This is a genomic window from uncultured Polaribacter sp. (genome assembly GCF_947501385.1).
Classification (GTDB): Bacteria; Bacteroidota; Bacteroidia; order Flavobacteriales; family Flavobacteriaceae; genus Polaribacter.
The window spans coordinates 14,653-32,544 of record NZ_CANMVP010000014.1 but is presented as its reverse complement, the minus strand read 5'-3'; the positions used below and the strand labels follow the sequence as shown (position 1 = coordinate 32,544).

The 17,892-nt window shown below is 33.5% G+C and carries 13 protein-coding genes; all 13 read left to right on the top strand.

Annotated features, from left to right (window positions below; translation table 11 throughout):
- Positions 1 to 13 precede the first annotated feature (13 nt).
- Positions 14 to 673 (top strand): response regulator transcription factor, encoded by a 660-nt coding sequence (locus Q0998_RS10395; protein WP_299669745.1) that lies wholly within the window; start codon positions 14 to 16, stop codon positions 671 to 673.
- Between the two features lie 170 nt (positions 674 to 843).
- Positions 844 to 2,274: an MFS transporter gene (locus tag Q0998_RS10390; RefSeq protein WP_299669743.1), complete on the top strand. Its 1,431-nt coding sequence runs from the start codon at positions 844 to 846 to the stop codon at positions 2,272 to 2,274.
- Between the two features lie 126 nt (positions 2,275 to 2,400).
- On the top strand, positions 2,401 to 5,922 hold the full coding sequence (locus Q0998_RS10385) for a nitrate reductase (RefSeq protein ID WP_299669741.1): 3,522 nt from the start codon (positions 2,401 to 2,403) through the stop codon (positions 5,920 to 5,922).
- The gene (locus Q0998_RS10380; protein WP_299669739.1) at positions 5,919 to 7,352 is read left to right on the top strand and encodes a rubredoxin; all 1,434 of its coding nucleotides are present in this window, start codon (positions 5,919 to 5,921) and stop codon (positions 7,350 to 7,352) included. The genes Q0998_RS10385 and Q0998_RS10380 overlap by 4 nt, the downstream gene beginning before the upstream one ends.
- Before the next feature lie 105 nt (positions 7,353 to 7,457).
- Entirely contained in the window at positions 7,458 to 8,123 is a 666-nt protein-coding gene (locus Q0998_RS10375) for a Crp/Fnr family transcriptional regulator (protein WP_299669737.1), read from the top strand.
- A 497-nt stretch (positions 8,124 to 8,620) separates the two neighbouring features.
- Positions 8,621 to 10,012 (top strand): CmpA/NrtA family ABC transporter substrate-binding protein, encoded by a 1,392-nt coding sequence (locus Q0998_RS10370; RefSeq protein WP_299669735.1) that lies wholly within the window; start codon positions 8,621 to 8,623, stop codon positions 10,010 to 10,012.
- A 170-nt stretch (positions 10,013 to 10,182) separates the two neighbouring features.
- A complete protein-coding gene (locus Q0998_RS10365) occupies positions 10,183 to 11,286 on the top strand; it encodes an ABC transporter permease (protein ID WP_299669733.1) in 1,104 nt (367 codons plus the stop codon).
- A gap of 158 nt (positions 11,287 to 11,444) precedes the next feature.
- Positions 11,445 to 12,290 (top strand): ABC transporter ATP-binding protein, encoded by an 846-nt coding sequence (locus Q0998_RS10360; RefSeq protein WP_299669730.1) that lies wholly within the window; start codon positions 11,445 to 11,447, stop codon positions 12,288 to 12,290.
- A 13-nt stretch (positions 12,291 to 12,303) separates the two neighbouring features.
- Positions 12,304 to 13,122, top strand: a complete 819-nt coding sequence (locus Q0998_RS10355) for an ABC transporter ATP-binding protein (protein WP_299669728.1) — start codon at positions 12,304 to 12,306, stop codon at positions 13,120 to 13,122.
- 26 nt (positions 13,123 to 13,148) lie between these two features.
- Positions 13,149 to 14,417 (top strand): alginate export family protein, encoded by a 1,269-nt coding sequence (locus Q0998_RS10350; protein ID WP_299669726.1) that lies wholly within the window; start codon positions 13,149 to 13,151, stop codon positions 14,415 to 14,417.
- Between the two features lie 96 nt (positions 14,418 to 14,513).
- Positions 14,514 to 16,049, top strand: a complete 1,536-nt coding sequence (locus Q0998_RS10345; protein ID WP_299669724.1) for a YifB family Mg chelatase-like AAA ATPase — start codon at positions 14,514 to 14,516, stop codon at positions 16,047 to 16,049.
- Between the two features lie 284 nt (positions 16,050 to 16,333).
- The gene (locus Q0998_RS10340) at positions 16,334 to 17,095 is read left to right on the top strand and encodes an NYN domain-containing protein (protein WP_299669722.1); all 762 of its coding nucleotides are present in this window, start codon (positions 16,334 to 16,336) and stop codon (positions 17,093 to 17,095) included.
- A 338-nt stretch (positions 17,096 to 17,433) separates the two neighbouring features.
- Positions 17,434 to 17,883 carry a PA2169 family four-helix-bundle protein gene (locus Q0998_RS10335; RefSeq protein WP_299669720.1) on the top strand — a complete coding sequence of 150 codons (450 nt, stop codon included), beginning with the start codon at positions 17,434 to 17,436 and terminating at the stop codon, positions 17,881 to 17,883.
- Positions 17,884 to 17,892: the final 9 nt, after the last annotated feature.

Sequence of the window (17,892 nt, the reverse complement as noted above, 5' to 3'; positions counted from 1 at the left end):
AATTTAGTTAATTATGATAAATGTAGTTTTAGCAGACGACCACGTTTTGGTAAGAGATGGCATCAAAGCACTTTTAGAAGATCAAACAGGAATTACTGTAATTGATGAAGCTTCTAACGGAAAAGAGGCTTTAGAAGCAGTTTTAAAAAACAAACCCCATGTTTTAATTGTAGACATTCGGATGCCTGAAATGAATGGAATTGAAGTTGTTGCTGAAATGAGCAAACAGTATAAAGACGTAAAAACATTGGTGCTTTCTATGCACGACTCTGAGGAATATGTGGTACAATCTATACAAGCGGGTGCAGATGGTTATTTGTTAAAAGGAGCAAGCAAAAAAGAATTTTTAAAAGCGATTCATAAAGTGGCTTCTGGAGATAAATATTTTACAGCTGACGTTTCTACCATTATCATGAACAACTTTGTAAATGGTAATACAAATAAGGCTTTAGAAACTAAAAAAGAACCTACGGAACTTCCTTTTAAATTGACAAAAAGAGAAAGGCAAATACTTACTTTAGTCTTAGAATTAAAGAACAACAAAGACATTGCAGATGAACTTCAAATTAGCAAACGAACCGCAGAAGTACATCGTTTTAATTTGATGAAGAAATTAGCAGCCAAAAACCTAATGGAATTGACGAATAAAGCCAAAAAATACTCCCTTTTTTAAGTATTTTATATTGCCTATTTTTCTTTACTTATTATTTTTTAACAAGGTTTTTAAGATATTCTCAAATATCAATTCCCTATTTATCAATCTCATAATTTTACGATAATTACGTATTTTTAGATATAAATATTAAGTATTTATACTTAGTTTTGTTTTGTAAAATAGGTATTATGTCAACTTTAGTTCAAAAGAAAGCAACAACATTAAATTTACTCGACTTTAAAAATGTATCAACACGTACATTTTGGATCACCTCCATATCTTTCTTTATGTGCTTTTTTGCTTGGTTTGGCATTGTTCCTTTTATGCCAGATGTTGTAAAAGATTTAGGCTTAACTCCAGATCAAAAATGGAATTCCATCATTTTAGCCGTTTCAGGAACCGTTTTTGCACGTTTACTTATTGGTAAATTGTGCGATACATACGGCCCCAGATTGTGCTATACCTGGTTACTAATGTTAGGTGCAATTCCTGTAATTTTATGCGGATCTGTACAAACACCCAATCAATTTTTAATCTGTAGATTATTCATCGGTTTTATTGGTGCTTCCTTTGTCATCACACAAGTGCACACTTCATTAATGTTTGCACCAAATATAGTTGGTACCGCAAATGCAACTTCTGCAGGCTGGGGAAATTTAGGCGGAGGAGCCAATAGATTGGGAATGCCATTAATAGCCGCAGCCGTTGTTAGTTTTGGTGTTGCAGATGCTGAAGCTTGGAGATATGCAATGGTAATTGCAGGGATTATTTGCTTTTTAATGGGAATTGTATATTTCTTTTTTACTCAAGACACACCGCAAGGAAATTTCAAAGAATTAAAGGCTACTGGTCAAATGATTGTTGTAAAAAAAGAGCAAATCAATTTTTTAACCGTTTTAAAAGATTATAGAGTTTGGATTCTTTTTGTGGTCTACGCTGCAAGTTTCGGAATCGAATTAACAGTATATGGAACCATGGATGATTACCTACAGAATACCTTTCAATTAGAAAGAATAACGGCGGGAAATATTGTATTATCATTTGCTTTAATGAATATTTTTGCAAGAACTTTAGGTGGTTTTTTTGGTGATAAATTCGGAAAATTAAAAGGCCTAAGAGGTCGTGTTTTATTCTTGTCTTTTATTTTAACAATCCAAGGAATTATGCTCATTTCTTTCTCAGGAGCCACCAGTTTAATTGTTGGTGTAATCTTATTAATTTTATTTAGCTTAAGTGTTCAGATGGCAGAAGGTGCCACTTTTTCTGTAGTGCCTTTTATCAATAAAAAAGCAGTTGGTACGGTTTCTGGAATTGTGGGAGCTGGAGGAAATGTAGGCGCTTTTTTAGCAGCAATGTTGTTAAAATCAAAATCTGCAGTTGCAGAAAAAGCAGCTATTTTATCCAATGAAAGTTTTGGAGAAGAAATCATAAAAAATGCACAATCTGTAGCTTCTTCAGCTGCCGTTTCCAGTGGATATTTACGCATTGGTTTTGTCGTGGTAGTTACAGGTATTATTGCTTTAGCTATTAAATTTTCAACAGAGGAAGAGGAAAATGAAGCACCATCTCTTGTAAAAAAGACAAAACAAAAATTAACTCCAATACCTGTAAAAAGCTAATTATAAGGGTGCTTTTTTATCGATTTAGAAATTAGAAATCCTTTTTTTAAAGGATTCAGAATAATAAAGTCAACCTTTGGCTAGTCAACTTTTAATGTCGTATTTAGTGTAAAATCTTGGTCTAAAATGATAAAAAATAAAGTGAAAACAACCTGTTCTTATTGTGGCGTTGGTTGTGGAATTATCGTAACAAAAGACATCAACAACAAGGTTTTTGTTGAAGGCGATAAAGACCATCCTGTAAACAAAGGAATGTTATGTTCTAAAGGGATGAACCTACATTATGTTGCCAATGACGTTTCTGACAGAATTTTATATCCAGAAATGCGATGGAGCCGTTCGCATCCTCGTGAGCGCGTAAGTTGGGATACTGCTTTAGATAGAGCTGCCAACGTATTTAAATCTATCATTAAAAAACACGGTGCAGATAGTGTTGCTTTTTATGTTTCTGGGCAGAGTTTAACCGAAGAATACTACATTGCCAATAAATTAACAAAAGGTTTTCTAGGCACTAATAATATAGATACCAATTCGCGCTTATGTATGAGTTCTGCTGTGGTGGGTTACAAAAAAACATTTGGCGAAGACAGTGTACCCATTTCGTATGAAGATATCGAACTGGCAGATACTTTTTTAATTACAGGTGCAAATCCTGCATGGTGTCATCCTATTTTATTTAGACGTATTGAAAAGCGGAAAGAGGAAAATAAGAACGTAAAAATTATTGTAATCGATCCTCGTAAAACCGACTCAGCCAATTTTGCAGACCTACACTTGCAGTTGACACCTGGTACAGATGTTATTTTATACAATGCTATTGGAAGACATTTATATAAAAGTGGTCTAATTGATGAAAACTTTATCAAAAAACATACGCTAGGTTTTGACGGTTATAAGAAAGTTATTTTTGGAACAACGCTGAGACAGGCTTCAAGAATCTGTAGAATACCAGAAAAAGACATCCAAAAAGCAGCAGAAATGATTGGGTTGTCTAAAGGGTTTATCAGTATGTGGGCAATGGGTTTAAATCAAAGTGTTATTGGTACAGACAAAAATACATCACTTTTAAATTTATCTTTAATAACAGGACACGTTGGAAAACCAGGTTCAGGCCCTTTTTCATTAACTGGACAACCAAATGCCATGGGGGGACGTGAAGTTGGCGGAATGGCAAATTTATTGGCAGTTCATAAAGATTTATACAACGAAGAGCACAGAAGAGAAGTTGCCCAATTTTGGGGGGTTGATAAAATATCACCAAAACCAGGACTCACAGCTACAGAAATGTTTGATGCTTTAGAAAGCGGAAAGCTAAAAGCCGTTTGGATTGTTTGTACAAATCCGTTAGTAAGTATGCCAAATTCGCATCAAATAGAAAAAGCAATGGCAAAGTCTAAGTTTGTGGTGGTACAAGAAATTTCTCATAAATCAGATACTTTAAACTATGCCGATTTGGTATTGCCAGCTGCAGCTTGGTTAGAGAAAGAAGGAACGATGACCAATTCTGAACGAAGAATTTCCTATTTACCAAAAGAAATTGAAGCCCCAGGAGAAGCAAGACCAGATGTAGAAATTTTATGTGATTTTGCCCAAAGAATGGGATTTAGAGGATTCAATTATAATGGTGCGGCAGAAATTTATGACGAATATGCAGCGATGACCAAAGGCACAAATATTGATGTTTCTTTCTTAAATTACGAACGTTTAAAAACAGAAGGAACCTTTCAATGGCCTGTAAATGCATATCGTCATAAAGGAACAGCTCGCTTATTTCAAGATAAAAAATTCTATACACCTTCAAAAAAAGCCATTTTTAATATTCCATCCACCATAGAAAATACTTCTGTAAAAACAACTGACAAATTTCCATTGATATTGACCACAGGTCGTGTTCGAGATCAGTGGCATACCATGACAAAAACAGGAAAAGTATCAAGATTAAAAACACATTATTCCAAACCCGTTTTAGAAATTCATCCTGTAGATGCCTATTTGAATAGTATTAAAGATGGAGACATTACCGAAATTAAAAGCTCAAATGGTGTTGTAAGAGTTCGCTCAAAAATTACAGATGCTATTAAAGAAGGTGTTGTTTTTCTGCCAATGCATTGGGGAAAAGTATTACAAAGCAATTTAAATAGAGCTAACAATTTAACGAATACGCATATAGATCCTATTTCAAAAGAACCCGATTTTAAGTTTACTTCTGTTTCGGTTTCTAAATATAAAAAGCCAAAAGAAAAAATTGTAATTGCTGGCGCAGGAGCTGCCGCATTTCGATTTTTACAAAACTATAGAGATTATAATGAGGTGGATGAGATTCACGTATTTTCAAAAGAAGCTAACTTATTTTACAACCGCGTTTTATTGCCAGAATATATTACTGAAGAATTGACTTGGGAACAGTTGTTAAAAATTAAAAATGCCGAATTAAATAATTTGGCTATTAAAATTCACGCAGAAACTACTATTGAAAAGATCGATAAAGAAAATAAAACAGTTACAGATTCTAATGGTGAAACACATGCTTTTGACAAACTTGTTTTAGCAACAGGAAGTAGCGCTTTTATTCCAAAAGATGTTCAAATAGATTTGCCTGGAAGGTTTACAATGCGTGATAAAAAGGATGCAGATACATTTAAAAAATACTTAGAAAATACTGGTTTACCACCAGAAAAACAGCATGTTGTTATTGTTGGTGGAGGCTTGTTAGGCCTAGAATTGGCGGCAGCAATGAAACACAAAAATGTAAAAATTACCATTGTGCAAAGAGCATCTAGATTAATGGAACGCCAGCTAGATAAAATTTCGAGCAAATTATTATCTCTAGATGTGCAAGAAAAAGGCATTCAAATTTATTTTGACAATGAAGTAAGTACCGTTTTTAATGATGAAGATTCGGGAGAATTAACCATCAACCTTAAAAGTGGAAAATACATTACAGCAAATGCAATTGTATACGCAATTGGTACAAGGCCAAATATAGAAATTGCTAAAAATAACGGAATTATTTGCGGTCTGGGCGTAAAAGTAAATCAGCATTTACAATCTTCACATCCAGACATTTTTGCGGTTGGAGAAATCGCAGAATACAACAATAAATTATTCGGAATTACCTCTGCAGCAGAAGAACAAGCAGGTATCTTAGCCAATTTTATTGCAGGTGATATTAGTGAAGCCTACAGAGGTTCTGTGTTGATGAACATCTTAAAATTTAACGATTTAAACTTGTGCAGTATTGGTGAAATTACCGTTCCAGATAACGACCCAAGTTATGAAGAAATTATTTTTACAGACATTTCAAAACGCTATTATAAAAAGTGTATTGTTAAAGATGATCTATTAATTGGCGCTGTTTTAATGGGTGATAAAAATGAATTTGCCGAATTTAAAACCATGATTGAAAGCAAAATTGAGATGTCTGACAAACGAAATACACTGTTAAGAGGCACCTCAAACGGCACACCAGTTTTAGGGAAATTAGTCTGCTCTTGTAGTCAAGTTGGAGAAGGAAATATCCAAGAAGCCATTCAAAAAGGATGTACAAATTTTACCCAATTGTGCAACAAAACAGGCGCGGGTTTAGGCTGTGGAAGTTGTAAAACAGAAGTAAGAGAAATATTGAATAATGCAAAGGTAGCAATATGAGCAAACAATTAAATAGAATCATCGTAAAAGGGGGCGTTTTATCTCCTGGAGAACTCAAATACATTTGCGAGTCTGTAGAAAGTTTAGGCTTAAAAACGATTTCTTTTGGATCTAGACAAGATATTTTATTACCCAAAAAGATAAACTCAGAAAAGCTTGTTCAGTTTGATAAATTCCAAATAGTAGAAGCTGATGAAGTGGGTGTAGAAAATATTGTATCCTCTTATGTTTGTGCAGATATTTTTCCGAGTACTTCTTGGTTAACAGGAGATCGATACTTGTATCTTTTAGAGCAGTTTCATTCAAAATCAAAATTAAAAATCAATCTTACAGATCCCAAACAACGTTTGGTACCTTTATTTACCGGTCATATAAATTTCATCGCTTCAGAACACGAAGATTATTGGTATTTATATATAAGACTTCCACAATGGAAAAAAACGCAATTGTATCCTGCATTAATTTATAGCTGGGATCTAGACAAAATTGAAGCTGCTATCGAACATATACTGCAAGAAGAGCCAGAAACCATTGAAACTATTTTTGAATTGGTGAATGATGCAATAGACACCAACAATAGAACTGTAGACAAGCCACTAGAAGTTCCTTTTTACCCTTTCCCCTATTTTGAAGGAATGAATAAAATTGGAATGGACAAATATTGGCTAGGACTCTATTGGAGAAACAACAAGTATGATGTTTCTTTCCTAAAAGAAATGTGCGAATTATGTTCAGAAAATAAAATTGGTAAAATATCTATTACACCTTGGAAATCTTTTATAGTAAAAGGAATTCCAAGAGAATCTAAATTAATCTGGGAAAAATTTTTAGGAAAAAGAGGCATCAATGTGCGTCATTCTATGTTAGAATTAAATTGGCATTTGCCTGTGGCTCATAAAGATGCTTTAAACTTAAAAAAATACTTAGTTTCTAATTTTGATCAAAATGATATTAGTACCTATGGTTTAACATTCGGAATTACAGATTACAACAAAACCTCCTATTATTTTACATCTATTGTTGTTGAGAAAAACAAACAACCAGAAATGGTTGGAAGTTTTCAAACAAGAGCTACTTATAATTTATTATATGCTAAAAATTTTGACCCGAATACAAGACACTATATCATACATGTTCAGGATGTAGACAAAGTAGAATTACCAGAGTTACTGATGGAGTTAAGTCAGCTGTATTTTGATCAATTGGGAAATGAAAAAAAGGAAGAAATAGAAATTGAAGTACAAAAAGAAACTACTGAATTAGAAGTATATCAATGTCAAGATTGTTACACTATTTATGATGAAGCTTTTGGAGACATCACCCAGAATATCCCTGCAAAAATTATGTTTCATAAACTTCCAGAAAGTTATGAATGCGCTCTTTGTGAAGCGCCAAAGACAAATTTCAAGAAAAAAATTTTAGTTAAATAAAATATCATAGACAAAGATTTGCTTTTACATCAAAACATAGCGTTAAAAAATACAAGAAAAATAGCAACCGATTTTTCTTGTGCTTCTTGTAATAATCACAACTGTTTGATAAAAAAGAATTTAAAAAACTTGTCAAGTGCAACTTTTGCAAATCCTAAAAAAACCTTAAAGTGCAAAAAGGGACAGCAATTTATTATTGAAGGTGCTCCTGTAAATGGCTTGTTTTTTATCTTAAAAGGAACCGTAAAAGTTTTTAGAACTGGTATAAATGGACGCGAACAAATAGTTCGTTTTGCCAAAGAAGGAGAAATTATTGGGCATCGTGGTTTTGGTACAGAAGAATACTATTCCATTGGCGCCATTGCTTTACAAGATGCAGTCTTATGCTATTTTTCTAAAAATCATTTGCAAAAAGCATTATTAGAAAACCCTCAGTTTTCTTACGATATGATGCTTTTTTATGCAAACGAATTAAACAGAAGCGAATCTAAAGTAAAATCTATCTCTCAAATGACAGTGCGTGAACGTGTTATTGATACTTTATTGTACATCCACAGAAAATTTGGCAACCTAAGAGACTATCTAAACTTACCTTTAAGCAGAAAAGAATATGCAGATTATGCAGGAACTACAGAAGAACAAGTGATTAGAATTTTTTCTACACTCAAAAAAGAAGGATTAATTTCAGCCAAAGGAAAAAAAATTGGCATCGTTAATCTTCAAGTTTTAAAGAATGAAATCAGTGAGCATAGTTATTATTTAGACTCTTAATGTTTTCTTATAGACTTGTATGTCTGGTTAAGGTTAGAGAAAAAAAACCTCAAAACTTATTATATCCGTTGAATAACAAAAAAGTCTTCTACAGGCTCCTGACTGACAAGTAGCTTTTTAATTGATATTTATAAAATCACAATTAATAGTAACAAAGCTATACTAAGCTTGTAGAAGTGTTTTTAAAAAATAAATAAAGTTTTCGAAATCTACTTCTATACATCCTTATCGCAGACCCTTCAGCTTTTAAAACCTGAAGGGTCTTTTAGGTAGAGAAAATTCCATAGGAGCAAGTACGTAGAATAGTTACGTATATTTTTATTTTGTGTACCTATTTAAATATCAGATATATAAATTTATTACATGCTTTATAGCAGGTTTTAATATGTTTTAAAAAGAGGTTTTAGTATGGGGAATCTCATAAAATAGCATTGAATCTACTTATATATTTGCTTAAAAATAAGTATTAATACGTATATTACTAAAACTTACTAAAAATGAAATGGCTAATTAAAAAATCGACTTATATTTTACCAGCAGTATTGTTATTATTTGCTTGTGGTGGTAAAGAAGCAAAAAAGACTGCAACCACTCTTGAGACAAAGACATCAAAAACTACACAATTAGACATTGAAAAACCTCAATTAACGTTTGGCTTTATCAAATTAACAGATATGGCTCCTTTGGCCATTGCTAAAGAAAAAGGGTTTTTCGAAGACGAAGGATTATTTGTTTCTGTAGAAGCACAATCTAATTGGAAAAACGTGTTAGACAGAGTTATTGACGGGCAACTAGATGGATCTCATATGTTAGCGGGGCAACCCATTGCTGCTGGTGCAGGTTTTGGACGTCAAGCAAAATTAGTAACTCCTTTTTCTATGGATTTAAACGGAAACGGAATTACAGTTTCTAATGATGTTTGGTCTAAAATGAAGCCAAACGTACCAAAAGACGATGAAGGAAAACCAATTCACCCTATTAAAGCAGACGCTTTAAAACCAGTAATTACAGCGTATAAAAACGCTGGAAAAGCTTTTAAAATGGGAATGGTTTTTCCAGTATCTACTCATAATTATGAAATTAGATATTGGTTGGCAGCAGCAGGAATTCACCCAGGAATGTATACCAAAGAAAATGTGCAAGGTCAAATTGATGCAGAGGTCTTATTATCTGTAACACCACCACCACAAATGCCAGCAACCTTAGAAGCAGGCACCATTTATGGGTATTGTGTGGGTGAACCGTGGAACCAACAAGCTGTTTTTAAAGGAATTGGCGTTCCTGTAGTAACAAACTATGATATCTGGAAAAACAACCCAGAGAAGGTATTTGTAATGACGCAAAAATTTGTTGATGAAAATCCGAATACGGCAATTGCCGTAACCAAGGCATTAATTAGAGCAGGAAAATGGTTGGATGAAACAGAAAACAGAAAAGAAGCTGTAAAAATCTTGTCAATGTCGCAATATGTAGGTGCACCAGAAGCAGTTTTAGCAAACTCTATGACAGGTACTTTTGAATTTGAAAAAGGAGACAAACGAAACATGCCAGATTTTAATGTATTTTATAAATACGATGCCACCTATCCTTTCTATTCTGATGGCATTTGGTTCTTGACACAAATGAGAAGATGGGGACAAATTCCTGATGCAAAACCAGCAGATTGGTATGCTAAAACAATCAAAGATATTTACAGACCAGACATTTGGAAAAAAGCAGCAGCATTGTTAGTGGAAGAAGGAAACATTCCAGCAAAAGACATTCCAACCACAGATGGTTATAAACCAGCAACTGCAGATTTTATTGACGGAACTTCTTATGACGCAAAAGACCCTATAGGATACATTAACAGTTTTAAAATAGGAAACAAAGATAAATCTATACAATAATTGACTTTGTTATTCCGAATGCTATCAAAAATAAAATATATTTTATTTGAAGATATCAAGCAGAGTTTATGAGAAGGAATCTCAATATTCCTAAGATTTCTTGTCGATCTTACCTCACTCTGTCGAAATGACACATACCCAAATTAAGCTAATTATAAAATATATAAATTATGAAAGCAATCACATTAGGAAGTTTCTCTAAATTTGTGGGATTGGATTTTTTTACAAGCTTAAAAAATCTTTTTACTGGTAAGTTAGCAAAAGAAGATTTTAAAAAATTCTTGCGTAAAGTAATTGTTCCACTGGCTTCCATTTTAATATTTGTTGGACTCTGGCATTTAGGCGCAAAATCACTGTACAATATTGAAGCAACATTTAGAATTGAAAAAGCTTTAAAAGATCAAGGTCCAGTAGCTGCAGCTGCACTAAAAACTTGTATTGCTTCTGGGCAAGCAAGTTGTCAACCAAATACGTTGCCCTCTCCTACACAAGTTTGGGATTCATTTCAGTCATTATTAAGAGACCATCGTATTATTAATGCAGACAAAGCTGCTTTTATAGAAAAGACAGCCACTTTAAATACTAAAAGAATAGCAGCAGGTAAAAATGCAATTACCTATACAGGAAGACCTTCTTTTGTAGATCAGATATTTAGAAGTTTACAAACTGTTTTTGCTGGTTTTCTATTGGCATTATTTATTGCAGTCCCGTTAGGAATTTTTATCGGATTGAGCCCAACTTTAAAAAGTGCATTCAATTGGTTTATTCAAATTTTTAAACCAGTATCTCCAGTGGTTTGGTATTTATTAGTTTTTATGATTGTAAAAACATTACTAATAGATTCTAATGAAGATAGCTCATTTACCATTTCGTTTATAAGTGTTGGGTTGTGTGCTATGTGGGCAACTTTGGTAAATACGGCTATGGGGGTTTCTTCTGTAGATAAAGATTATATAAATGTTGCAAAAGTTTTAAAATTAGGCACTTTTCAAAAGATATTTAAAGTAGTACTCCCCTCTTCTCTTCCCTTAATTTTTACAGGATTAAAAATCACATTATCTGTTGCTTGGATGGTTTTAATTGCCATTGAATTGTTGGCACAGAGCCCTGGTTTGGGATTGTTTGTTTGGGAAGAGTTTCAGAATGGTGCAAATGATTCGAACGCTAAAATTATTGTTGCCATGTTTGTTATTGGCATCATTGGTTTTTTGTTAGACAGGTTCATGTTAACCATACAAAATTGGGTGTCTTTTGATAAAACAGATGCGATTTAAAAGTAACGAGTGATTTGCGTTAGGGATTGAAATGGAAATCCTTTTTTCTGTCAGTTCGAGTGCCACGCTTTTTTGCGTGGTGTATCGAGAACAAAGAAAAAAGATTGTAATGGAAAGCCCGACCTTTTTAGGGAACGCCCAAATATAAATACATAAAAATGGCATATTTAGAACTACATAATATTTACAAAACCTACGGTCAAGGAGCTCACGAGACAGAAGTGCTGTCGAACATCAACTTAAAAATAGAAGAAGGAGAATTTGTTGCTATTGTTGGTTTTACAGGAAGCGGAAAAACAACTTTGGTCAACCTAATCAATGGGTTATTAGCACCTACGAGTGGTAGCATTTTATTTAAAGGAGTACCTGTCTCTGGAACAAGTCACGAACGTGGCGTGATCTTTCAAAATTACTCATTATTACCTTGGTTAACGGTCGGGCAAAATATCTTAATGGCTGTCAAAGAAGCATTTCCGAAGAAAAGTAAATCAGCACTTAATGAAATAGTAGCAAGCTATGTAGCAATGGTGAATTTAACGCCAGCCATCAATAAAAGACCGAAAGAATTATCTGGTGGTATGCGTCAAAGAGTTGCCGTTGCAAGAGCCTTGGCAATGAAACCAGAGATGATTATTATGGATGAGCCTTTAGGCGCTTTAGATGCTTTAACAAGAGGAAATTTACAAGATGAAATTTTAAATATCTGGGGAAAAGATAAAAGAACTGCTTTATTAATTACCAATGATGTAGATGAAGGAATTTATATGGCAGACAGAATTATTCCTTTGCGCCCAGGTCCTAGAGCAACTTTAGGACCCGAGTTTAAAATAGATTTAGAGCGTCCTAGAGATAAAACAGCACTGAATGATAATGCCAGTTTTAAAAAAACCAGAAATGCCATTATTGAGTATTTAATGGATATTGGTGATGCCAGAAAATCAGAAGCAAAAGAACCCGTTATTTTGCCAGATTTAGCACCAAAAAGTTTTGTGAAATATTTTTAAAAATCAAAAAATAATGAATACAAAAACAATACTACAAGAAACAGAAAACGGCCTTTTTCCACCTTCAAAAGTAATGTTAGATATCAGAGATTTAAAAAAAGTATATCCAACTTCAAAAGGAGATTATATTGTGTTAGAAAATTTAAATCTCAAAATTATGAAAGAAGAATTTGTAACCATTATTGGGCATTCAGGTTGTGGCAAAACAACAATGCTTTCTATGATTGCAGGTTTAAATCCAATTTCTGGAGGAAACATTGCTGTTCTTGGAAAGCATATCAAAGGTCCTGGTCCAGATAGAGGTGTTATTTTTCAATCGCCAAGTTTAATGCCTTGGATGACTTCCTTACAAAATGTATTGTTGGGCGTAAAGAAAGTTTTTCCGCATGCAACAAAATCGCAAAGAAAAGATATTGCAAAATATTATTTACAAAAAGTAGGGCTAGAAGATTCTTTTTATAAAAAAGCAAGTGAATTATCTCAAGGAATGCAACAAAGAGTTGGTATTGCAAGGGCATTTGCGATCAAACCAAAAGTACTTTTATTAGATGAACCTTTTGGAATGCTAGATTCTTTAACAAGAGGAGAACTACAAGACATTTTAATAGAAATCTGGAACAAAGAAAAAATTACAGCCGTTATGATTACACATGATGTGGATGAAGCTATTTTTTTAGCAGACAGGGTAATAATGATGACCAGTGGACCCAAAGCAAAAATTGGAGATATTTTAGACATCGGTTTTGAAAGACCAAGAACAAGAAAATCTGTCTTAGAACACAACGATTACTATACCTACAGAAAACACCTAATTGACTTTCTAGAACATTAAGAACAAATATATTTAAAACAAAAACAATGAAAAAACAATACATTATTTTAGGCCTATTGCTAGCAAGTTTCCAACTTACCAAAGCACAATTTACCTTAGAAGGAGAATTTAGACCAAGAACAGAATATCGTCACGGATTTGGGGACCTAATTCCAGAGGAAACAGATGCAGGTTTCGGAATTTCTACTAGAGCAAGACTAAATGCAGGTTTTATGACAGACAATTACTGGGTATATATTAGCCTGCAAGATGTAATGGTTTGGGGAGAAAACAGGCAAATTTTACCGTACGATCAAAACAACTCGTTTGCAATTTTTCAAGCGTGGGCAGAAATAAAATTAGGCGAAAATACATCCACAAAAATTGGGCGACAAATACTTTCTTATGATGATCAAAGAATTCTAGGAGGACTCGATTGGGCGCAACAAGGTCGTAATCATGATGCCGCTTTGATCAAATATAAAAAGGACAAATTTATGTTAGATTTTGCATTGGCTTTTAACCAAGATTATTCAAATCCAACGGGTTTTATAAATGCAGGAACAGCATACAACACCACAGGATTTTTCTCTTATAAAACCATGCAGATGCTATACCTCAAACAACAATGGGAAAAATTTTCTGGAAGTTTATTATTGATGAATAACGGATTTCAAGAATTTGATACCAATAACGATGCAGATGGTGTCAGCAATTTACAAACTTTAGGAACGCATATAAACTATAAAAGCGGCAATTTTGGACTGGCTGCAAACGCATTTATTCAAACAGGAAAACGCCAAGGAGAAGTCACTGTAAAAGGTGCTTACTTATTAGGTCTGGATGCCACTTTTAAAGCTTCATCAAAAATTGGCTTTGGTGTTGGCGTAGAGATGATTAGTGGTAATGATGCAGATACTGGAGAAACGGGTGCGTTTTTCCCACTATATGGAACCAATCATAAATTCAACGGTTTGATGGATTATTTTTATGTTGGAAATCACGCAAATTCAGTTGGTTTGATAGACCTTCATGCAAGTGCAAATTTTACATTCAACAAATCTTCGAGTTTGATGGTAAAAGCTTTAAATTTTAGAGGAGAACAAGCATTGGCAAGTGGAGAAAAAGCATTGGGAACAGAATTAGATATCGTCTATAAAAAGAAATTTAAAGGCTTTGCATTGGTTGCAGGATATGCTCACATGTTTGCCGCAGATGGCATGTACGAGTTAAAAGGAATTACAGAAACCGCAGCCGCTGATACTCAGAATTGGGCATGGGCGATGTTGGTTATAAAGCCTAAATTTTTAAATTAAAAATCGTTCTTTTTTAATTTTGATAATTGAAAGAATCTCTACTTAGAGGTTCTTTCATTTTTTTTAAATATTTTTTTTATCTTTAACACAAAAAAAATGCTTGTAAAAGTCTACGGATCAGCTGTTTTTGGTATTGAAGCTACTACAATTACTGTAGAAGTAAATATCGATAAAGGTATTGGATATCATTTGGTGGGTTTACCAGACAATGCTGTTCGTGAGAGCTCTTACAGAATTTCCGCCGCCTTAAATAACAACTCGTACAAACTTCCAGGAAAGAAAATCATTATAAACATGGCACCCGCAGACATCCGTAAAGAAGGGGCTGCCTATGATTTAACGCTTGCCATCGGAATTTTAGCAGCTTCCAATCAGATAAAATCAGCACATATAAATGAATACATTATTATGGGAGAACTTTCTTTAGATGGAAGTTTACAGCCCATAAGAGGTGCCTTACCCATTGCTATTAAAGCGAGAGAAGAAGGGTTTAAATATTTAATCCTTCCGAAAGCAAACGCAAAAGAAGCCGCCATTGTAGACAATTTAGAAATTTTAGGCGTAGAAAACATCTTAGAAGTAATCCATCATTTTAATGGCGATCAAAAGATTGAACCAATTCTTGTAGATACACGGGCAGAGTTTTATAAAAATATCGACTTTCCAGAATTTGATTTTTCTGATGTAAAGGGACAAGAATCTATCAAACGCTGTATGGAAATTGCTGCAGCTGGTGGCCATAATATTATTCTCATTGGCCCTCCAGGATCTGGAAAAACAATGCTCGCCAAAAGGTTGCCTTCAATTCTACCACCAATGACTTTACATGAAGCTTTAGAAACTACAAAAATTCATTCTGTAGTTGGTAAAACAAAAAATGAAGGCTTGCTATATCAGCGCCCTTTTAGAAGTCCACATCACACCATTTCTAACGTAGCATTGGTGGGTGGCGGTCAATACCCAAGACCTGGAGAAATTTCACTTTCTCATAATGGCGTGTTATTTTTGGACGAATTACCCGAATTTAAAAGAGATGTTTTAGAAGTGATGCGTCAACCTTTAGAAGACAGAGATGTTACTATTTCTAGGGCAAAATTTACCGTTACCTATCCGTGTAGTTTTATGTTGGTGGCGAGTATGAACCCGAGTCCGTCTGGTTTTTTTAATGACCCAAACAGTCCTATGACCTCTTCGCCACAAGAAATGCAACGGTATTTGAGTAAAATTTCTGGGCCTTTGTTAGACAGAATCGATATTCATATAGAAGTAACTCCGGTTCCTTTTGAAAAATTATCCGAAGAAAGAAAAGGAGAATCTTCCGTAGCAATTAGAAAACGAGTCACGGCATCTAGAGAAATACAATCAGAACGTTTTATAGATTTTGAAAACGTGCATTACAATGCGCAGATGAATGTAAAACAAATTCGGAAATTCTGTAAACTATCTGATGAAAGCAAAACACTTTTAAAAACAGCCATGGAAAAACTAAACTTATCTGCCAGAGCCTATGATAGAATTTTAAAAGTTTCTAGAACCATTGCAGATTTAGCTAATGAAAGTGATATTTCTCCAGATCACATCGCAGAAGCCATTCAATATAGAAGTTTAGATAGAGAGGGTTGGTTGGGCTAATTGTTTATTTCCGATTTATAAAACCATTATATTTTATTGGTACTTTGTTGTAAAGAAAGTACCTTTACCTGTTGTGCATTTTGATAAATTCTGTCAATTCGAGTGAATTTCACGATTGAAATAAGTGAAATTTGTATCGAGAATAAGAATTTTCATTTCTAAACTAGTTCTCGATACGATTTTTTTTATCAAAAATCACTCGAACTGACATTTTGGAATACATTTAACTCAAAATGCACAATGGGTTTACCTTTATATCTGAATAACGCATACGCTTAAAATTTATGGACATAAAATTAGCAGTACTGATAGATGGTGATAATATTCCATCTGCTTATGTAAAAGAAATGATGGAAGAAATTGCCAAGTATGGCAACCCAACCATAAAACGTATTTACGGGGATTGGACCAAGCCCCATTTGTCGAAATGGAAAAATATGTTACTAGAAAATGCCATAACACCCATACAGCAATACGCATATACCATTGGTAAAAATGCAACAGATTCTGCGATGATTATAGATGCTATGGATATTTTATATTCAGAGAAAGTAGACGGATTCTGTTTGGTTTCTAGTGATAGTGATTTTACCCGTTTGGCAACCCGTTTGCGGGAAGCAGGAATGAAAGTATATGGTCTTGGAGAAAAGAAAACGCCAAATCCTTTTATTGTAGCCTGCGACAAATTTATTTATATCGAGATTTTAAAACAAAAAGCTTTAGAAAATGAAGAAGAATCTACAGAGACAACCTCAATTTCTAAAAACGAATACGATAAAATAACACAAAAAGAAATTAAATTTATAGCCGCCACTATAGATGATGTTGCAGACGATGATGGTTGGGCATTTTTGGGAGATGTTGGCAGTTTGCTTCAAAAAAAACAACCTAATTTCGACGCTAGAAATTACGGTTTTCAGAAATTAACCCCGTTAATTAAATCGATCAACGCTTTTGAAATAGAAAGACGAGAAGCTTCAAAAGGGCGTATAAAACTAATTTATGTAAAAATTAAAGAGGTTAAATCTAAGGGCAAGAAAAGATAGCAGCTCTATTGTTAACATATAATGCTGGTGCTTAAAGTCACTTAAAAGACAAAAATTAGTTCATTTTTTCCAATACTCTTAAATAAAGAAGCATCTCAATAGAGATGTTTTTTTATGTTTTAAAATAGCAAAAACTTATAGCAGTATCTCACACATTTAATATTATTTAGTCTTACTACTACAAAAAAATAAAAACTTTAGCATTTGAGTTAAATTACAAATCTTATGAATTAATTTAAAAACGAAGGTTCCTATAAATTTGTAGTGTATAAAAACATAAGATGTAAAACATTTAGCATCTCTAAAAAAATAGATGGCTATTAAAAAAAAAGAAAATTATGAGTACTTACACAGAAGAAGTTGGAGAAAAATTAAACGCATTATTAGAAAAAACATACGATGCAGAAAAAGGTTTTAAAAAAGCAGCGGAGAATATTGAGAATAAAAGCCTAAAAAGATATTTCAATATGAAAGCTGAAGAGAGATATAGTTTCGGGCACGATTTAAAAAAAGAAATTAGATCTTTCAATCAAGAGGTAGATAAAGGCGGAAGTTTAACTGGAACTGTTCACAGAGCTTGGATGGACATCAAAGCTTTGTTTTCTTTAGACAATGAAGAATCTATGTTAGAAGAGGCTATCACAGGAGAAAAAGCAGCTGTTGAAGAGTATGAAGATATTTTAAAAGAAATTAGTTTACCGTCTAGTACCATAGAATTATTAGAAGCTCAAAAGAAAAAAATTGAGTTAGGATTGCATAATATTAAGTCTTTAGAAGACATTCATTAATTACAATTT

Excerpts from the sequence above, each read along its gene's own strand:
- Q0998_RS10365 (WP_299669733.1), top strand. The coding sequence starts at position 10,183 with ATGAAAGCAATCACATTAGGAAGTTTCTCTAAATTTGTGGGATTGGAT.
- Q0998_RS10380 (WP_299669739.1), top strand. The coding sequence starts at position 5,919 with ATGAGCAAACAATTAAATAGAATCATCGTAAAAGGGGGCGTTTTATCT.
- Q0998_RS10395 (WP_299669745.1), top strand. The coding sequence starts at position 14 with ATGATAAATGTAGTTTTAGCAGACGACCACGTTTTGGTAAGAGATGGC.
- Q0998_RS10355 (WP_299669728.1), top strand. The coding sequence starts at position 12,304 with ATGAATACAAAAACAATACTACAAGAAACAGAAAACGGCCTTTTTCCA.
- Q0998_RS10340 (WP_299669722.1), top strand. The coding sequence starts at position 16,334 with ATGGACATAAAATTAGCAGTACTGATAGATGGTGATAATATTCCATCT.
- Q0998_RS10370 (WP_299669735.1), top strand. The coding sequence starts at position 8,621 with ATGAAATGGCTAATTAAAAAATCGACTTATATTTTACCAGCAGTATTG.
- Q0998_RS10390 (WP_299669743.1), top strand. The coding sequence starts at position 844 with ATGTCAACTTTAGTTCAAAAGAAAGCAACAACATTAAATTTACTCGAC.
- Q0998_RS10335 (WP_299669720.1), top strand. The coding sequence starts at position 17,434 with ATGAGTACTTACACAGAAGAAGTTGGAGAAAAATTAAACGCATTATTA.
- Q0998_RS10345 (WP_299669724.1), top strand. The coding sequence starts at position 14,514 with ATGCTTGTAAAAGTCTACGGATCAGCTGTTTTTGGTATTGAAGCTACT.
- Q0998_RS10385 (WP_299669741.1), top strand. The coding sequence starts at position 2,401 with ATGATAAAAAATAAAGTGAAAACAACCTGTTCTTATTGTGGCGTTGGT.
- Q0998_RS10350 (WP_299669726.1), top strand. The coding sequence starts at position 13,149 with ATGAAAAAACAATACATTATTTTAGGCCTATTGCTAGCAAGTTTCCAA.
- Q0998_RS10360 (WP_299669730.1), top strand. The coding sequence starts at position 11,445 with ATGGCATATTTAGAACTACATAATATTTACAAAACCTACGGTCAAGGA.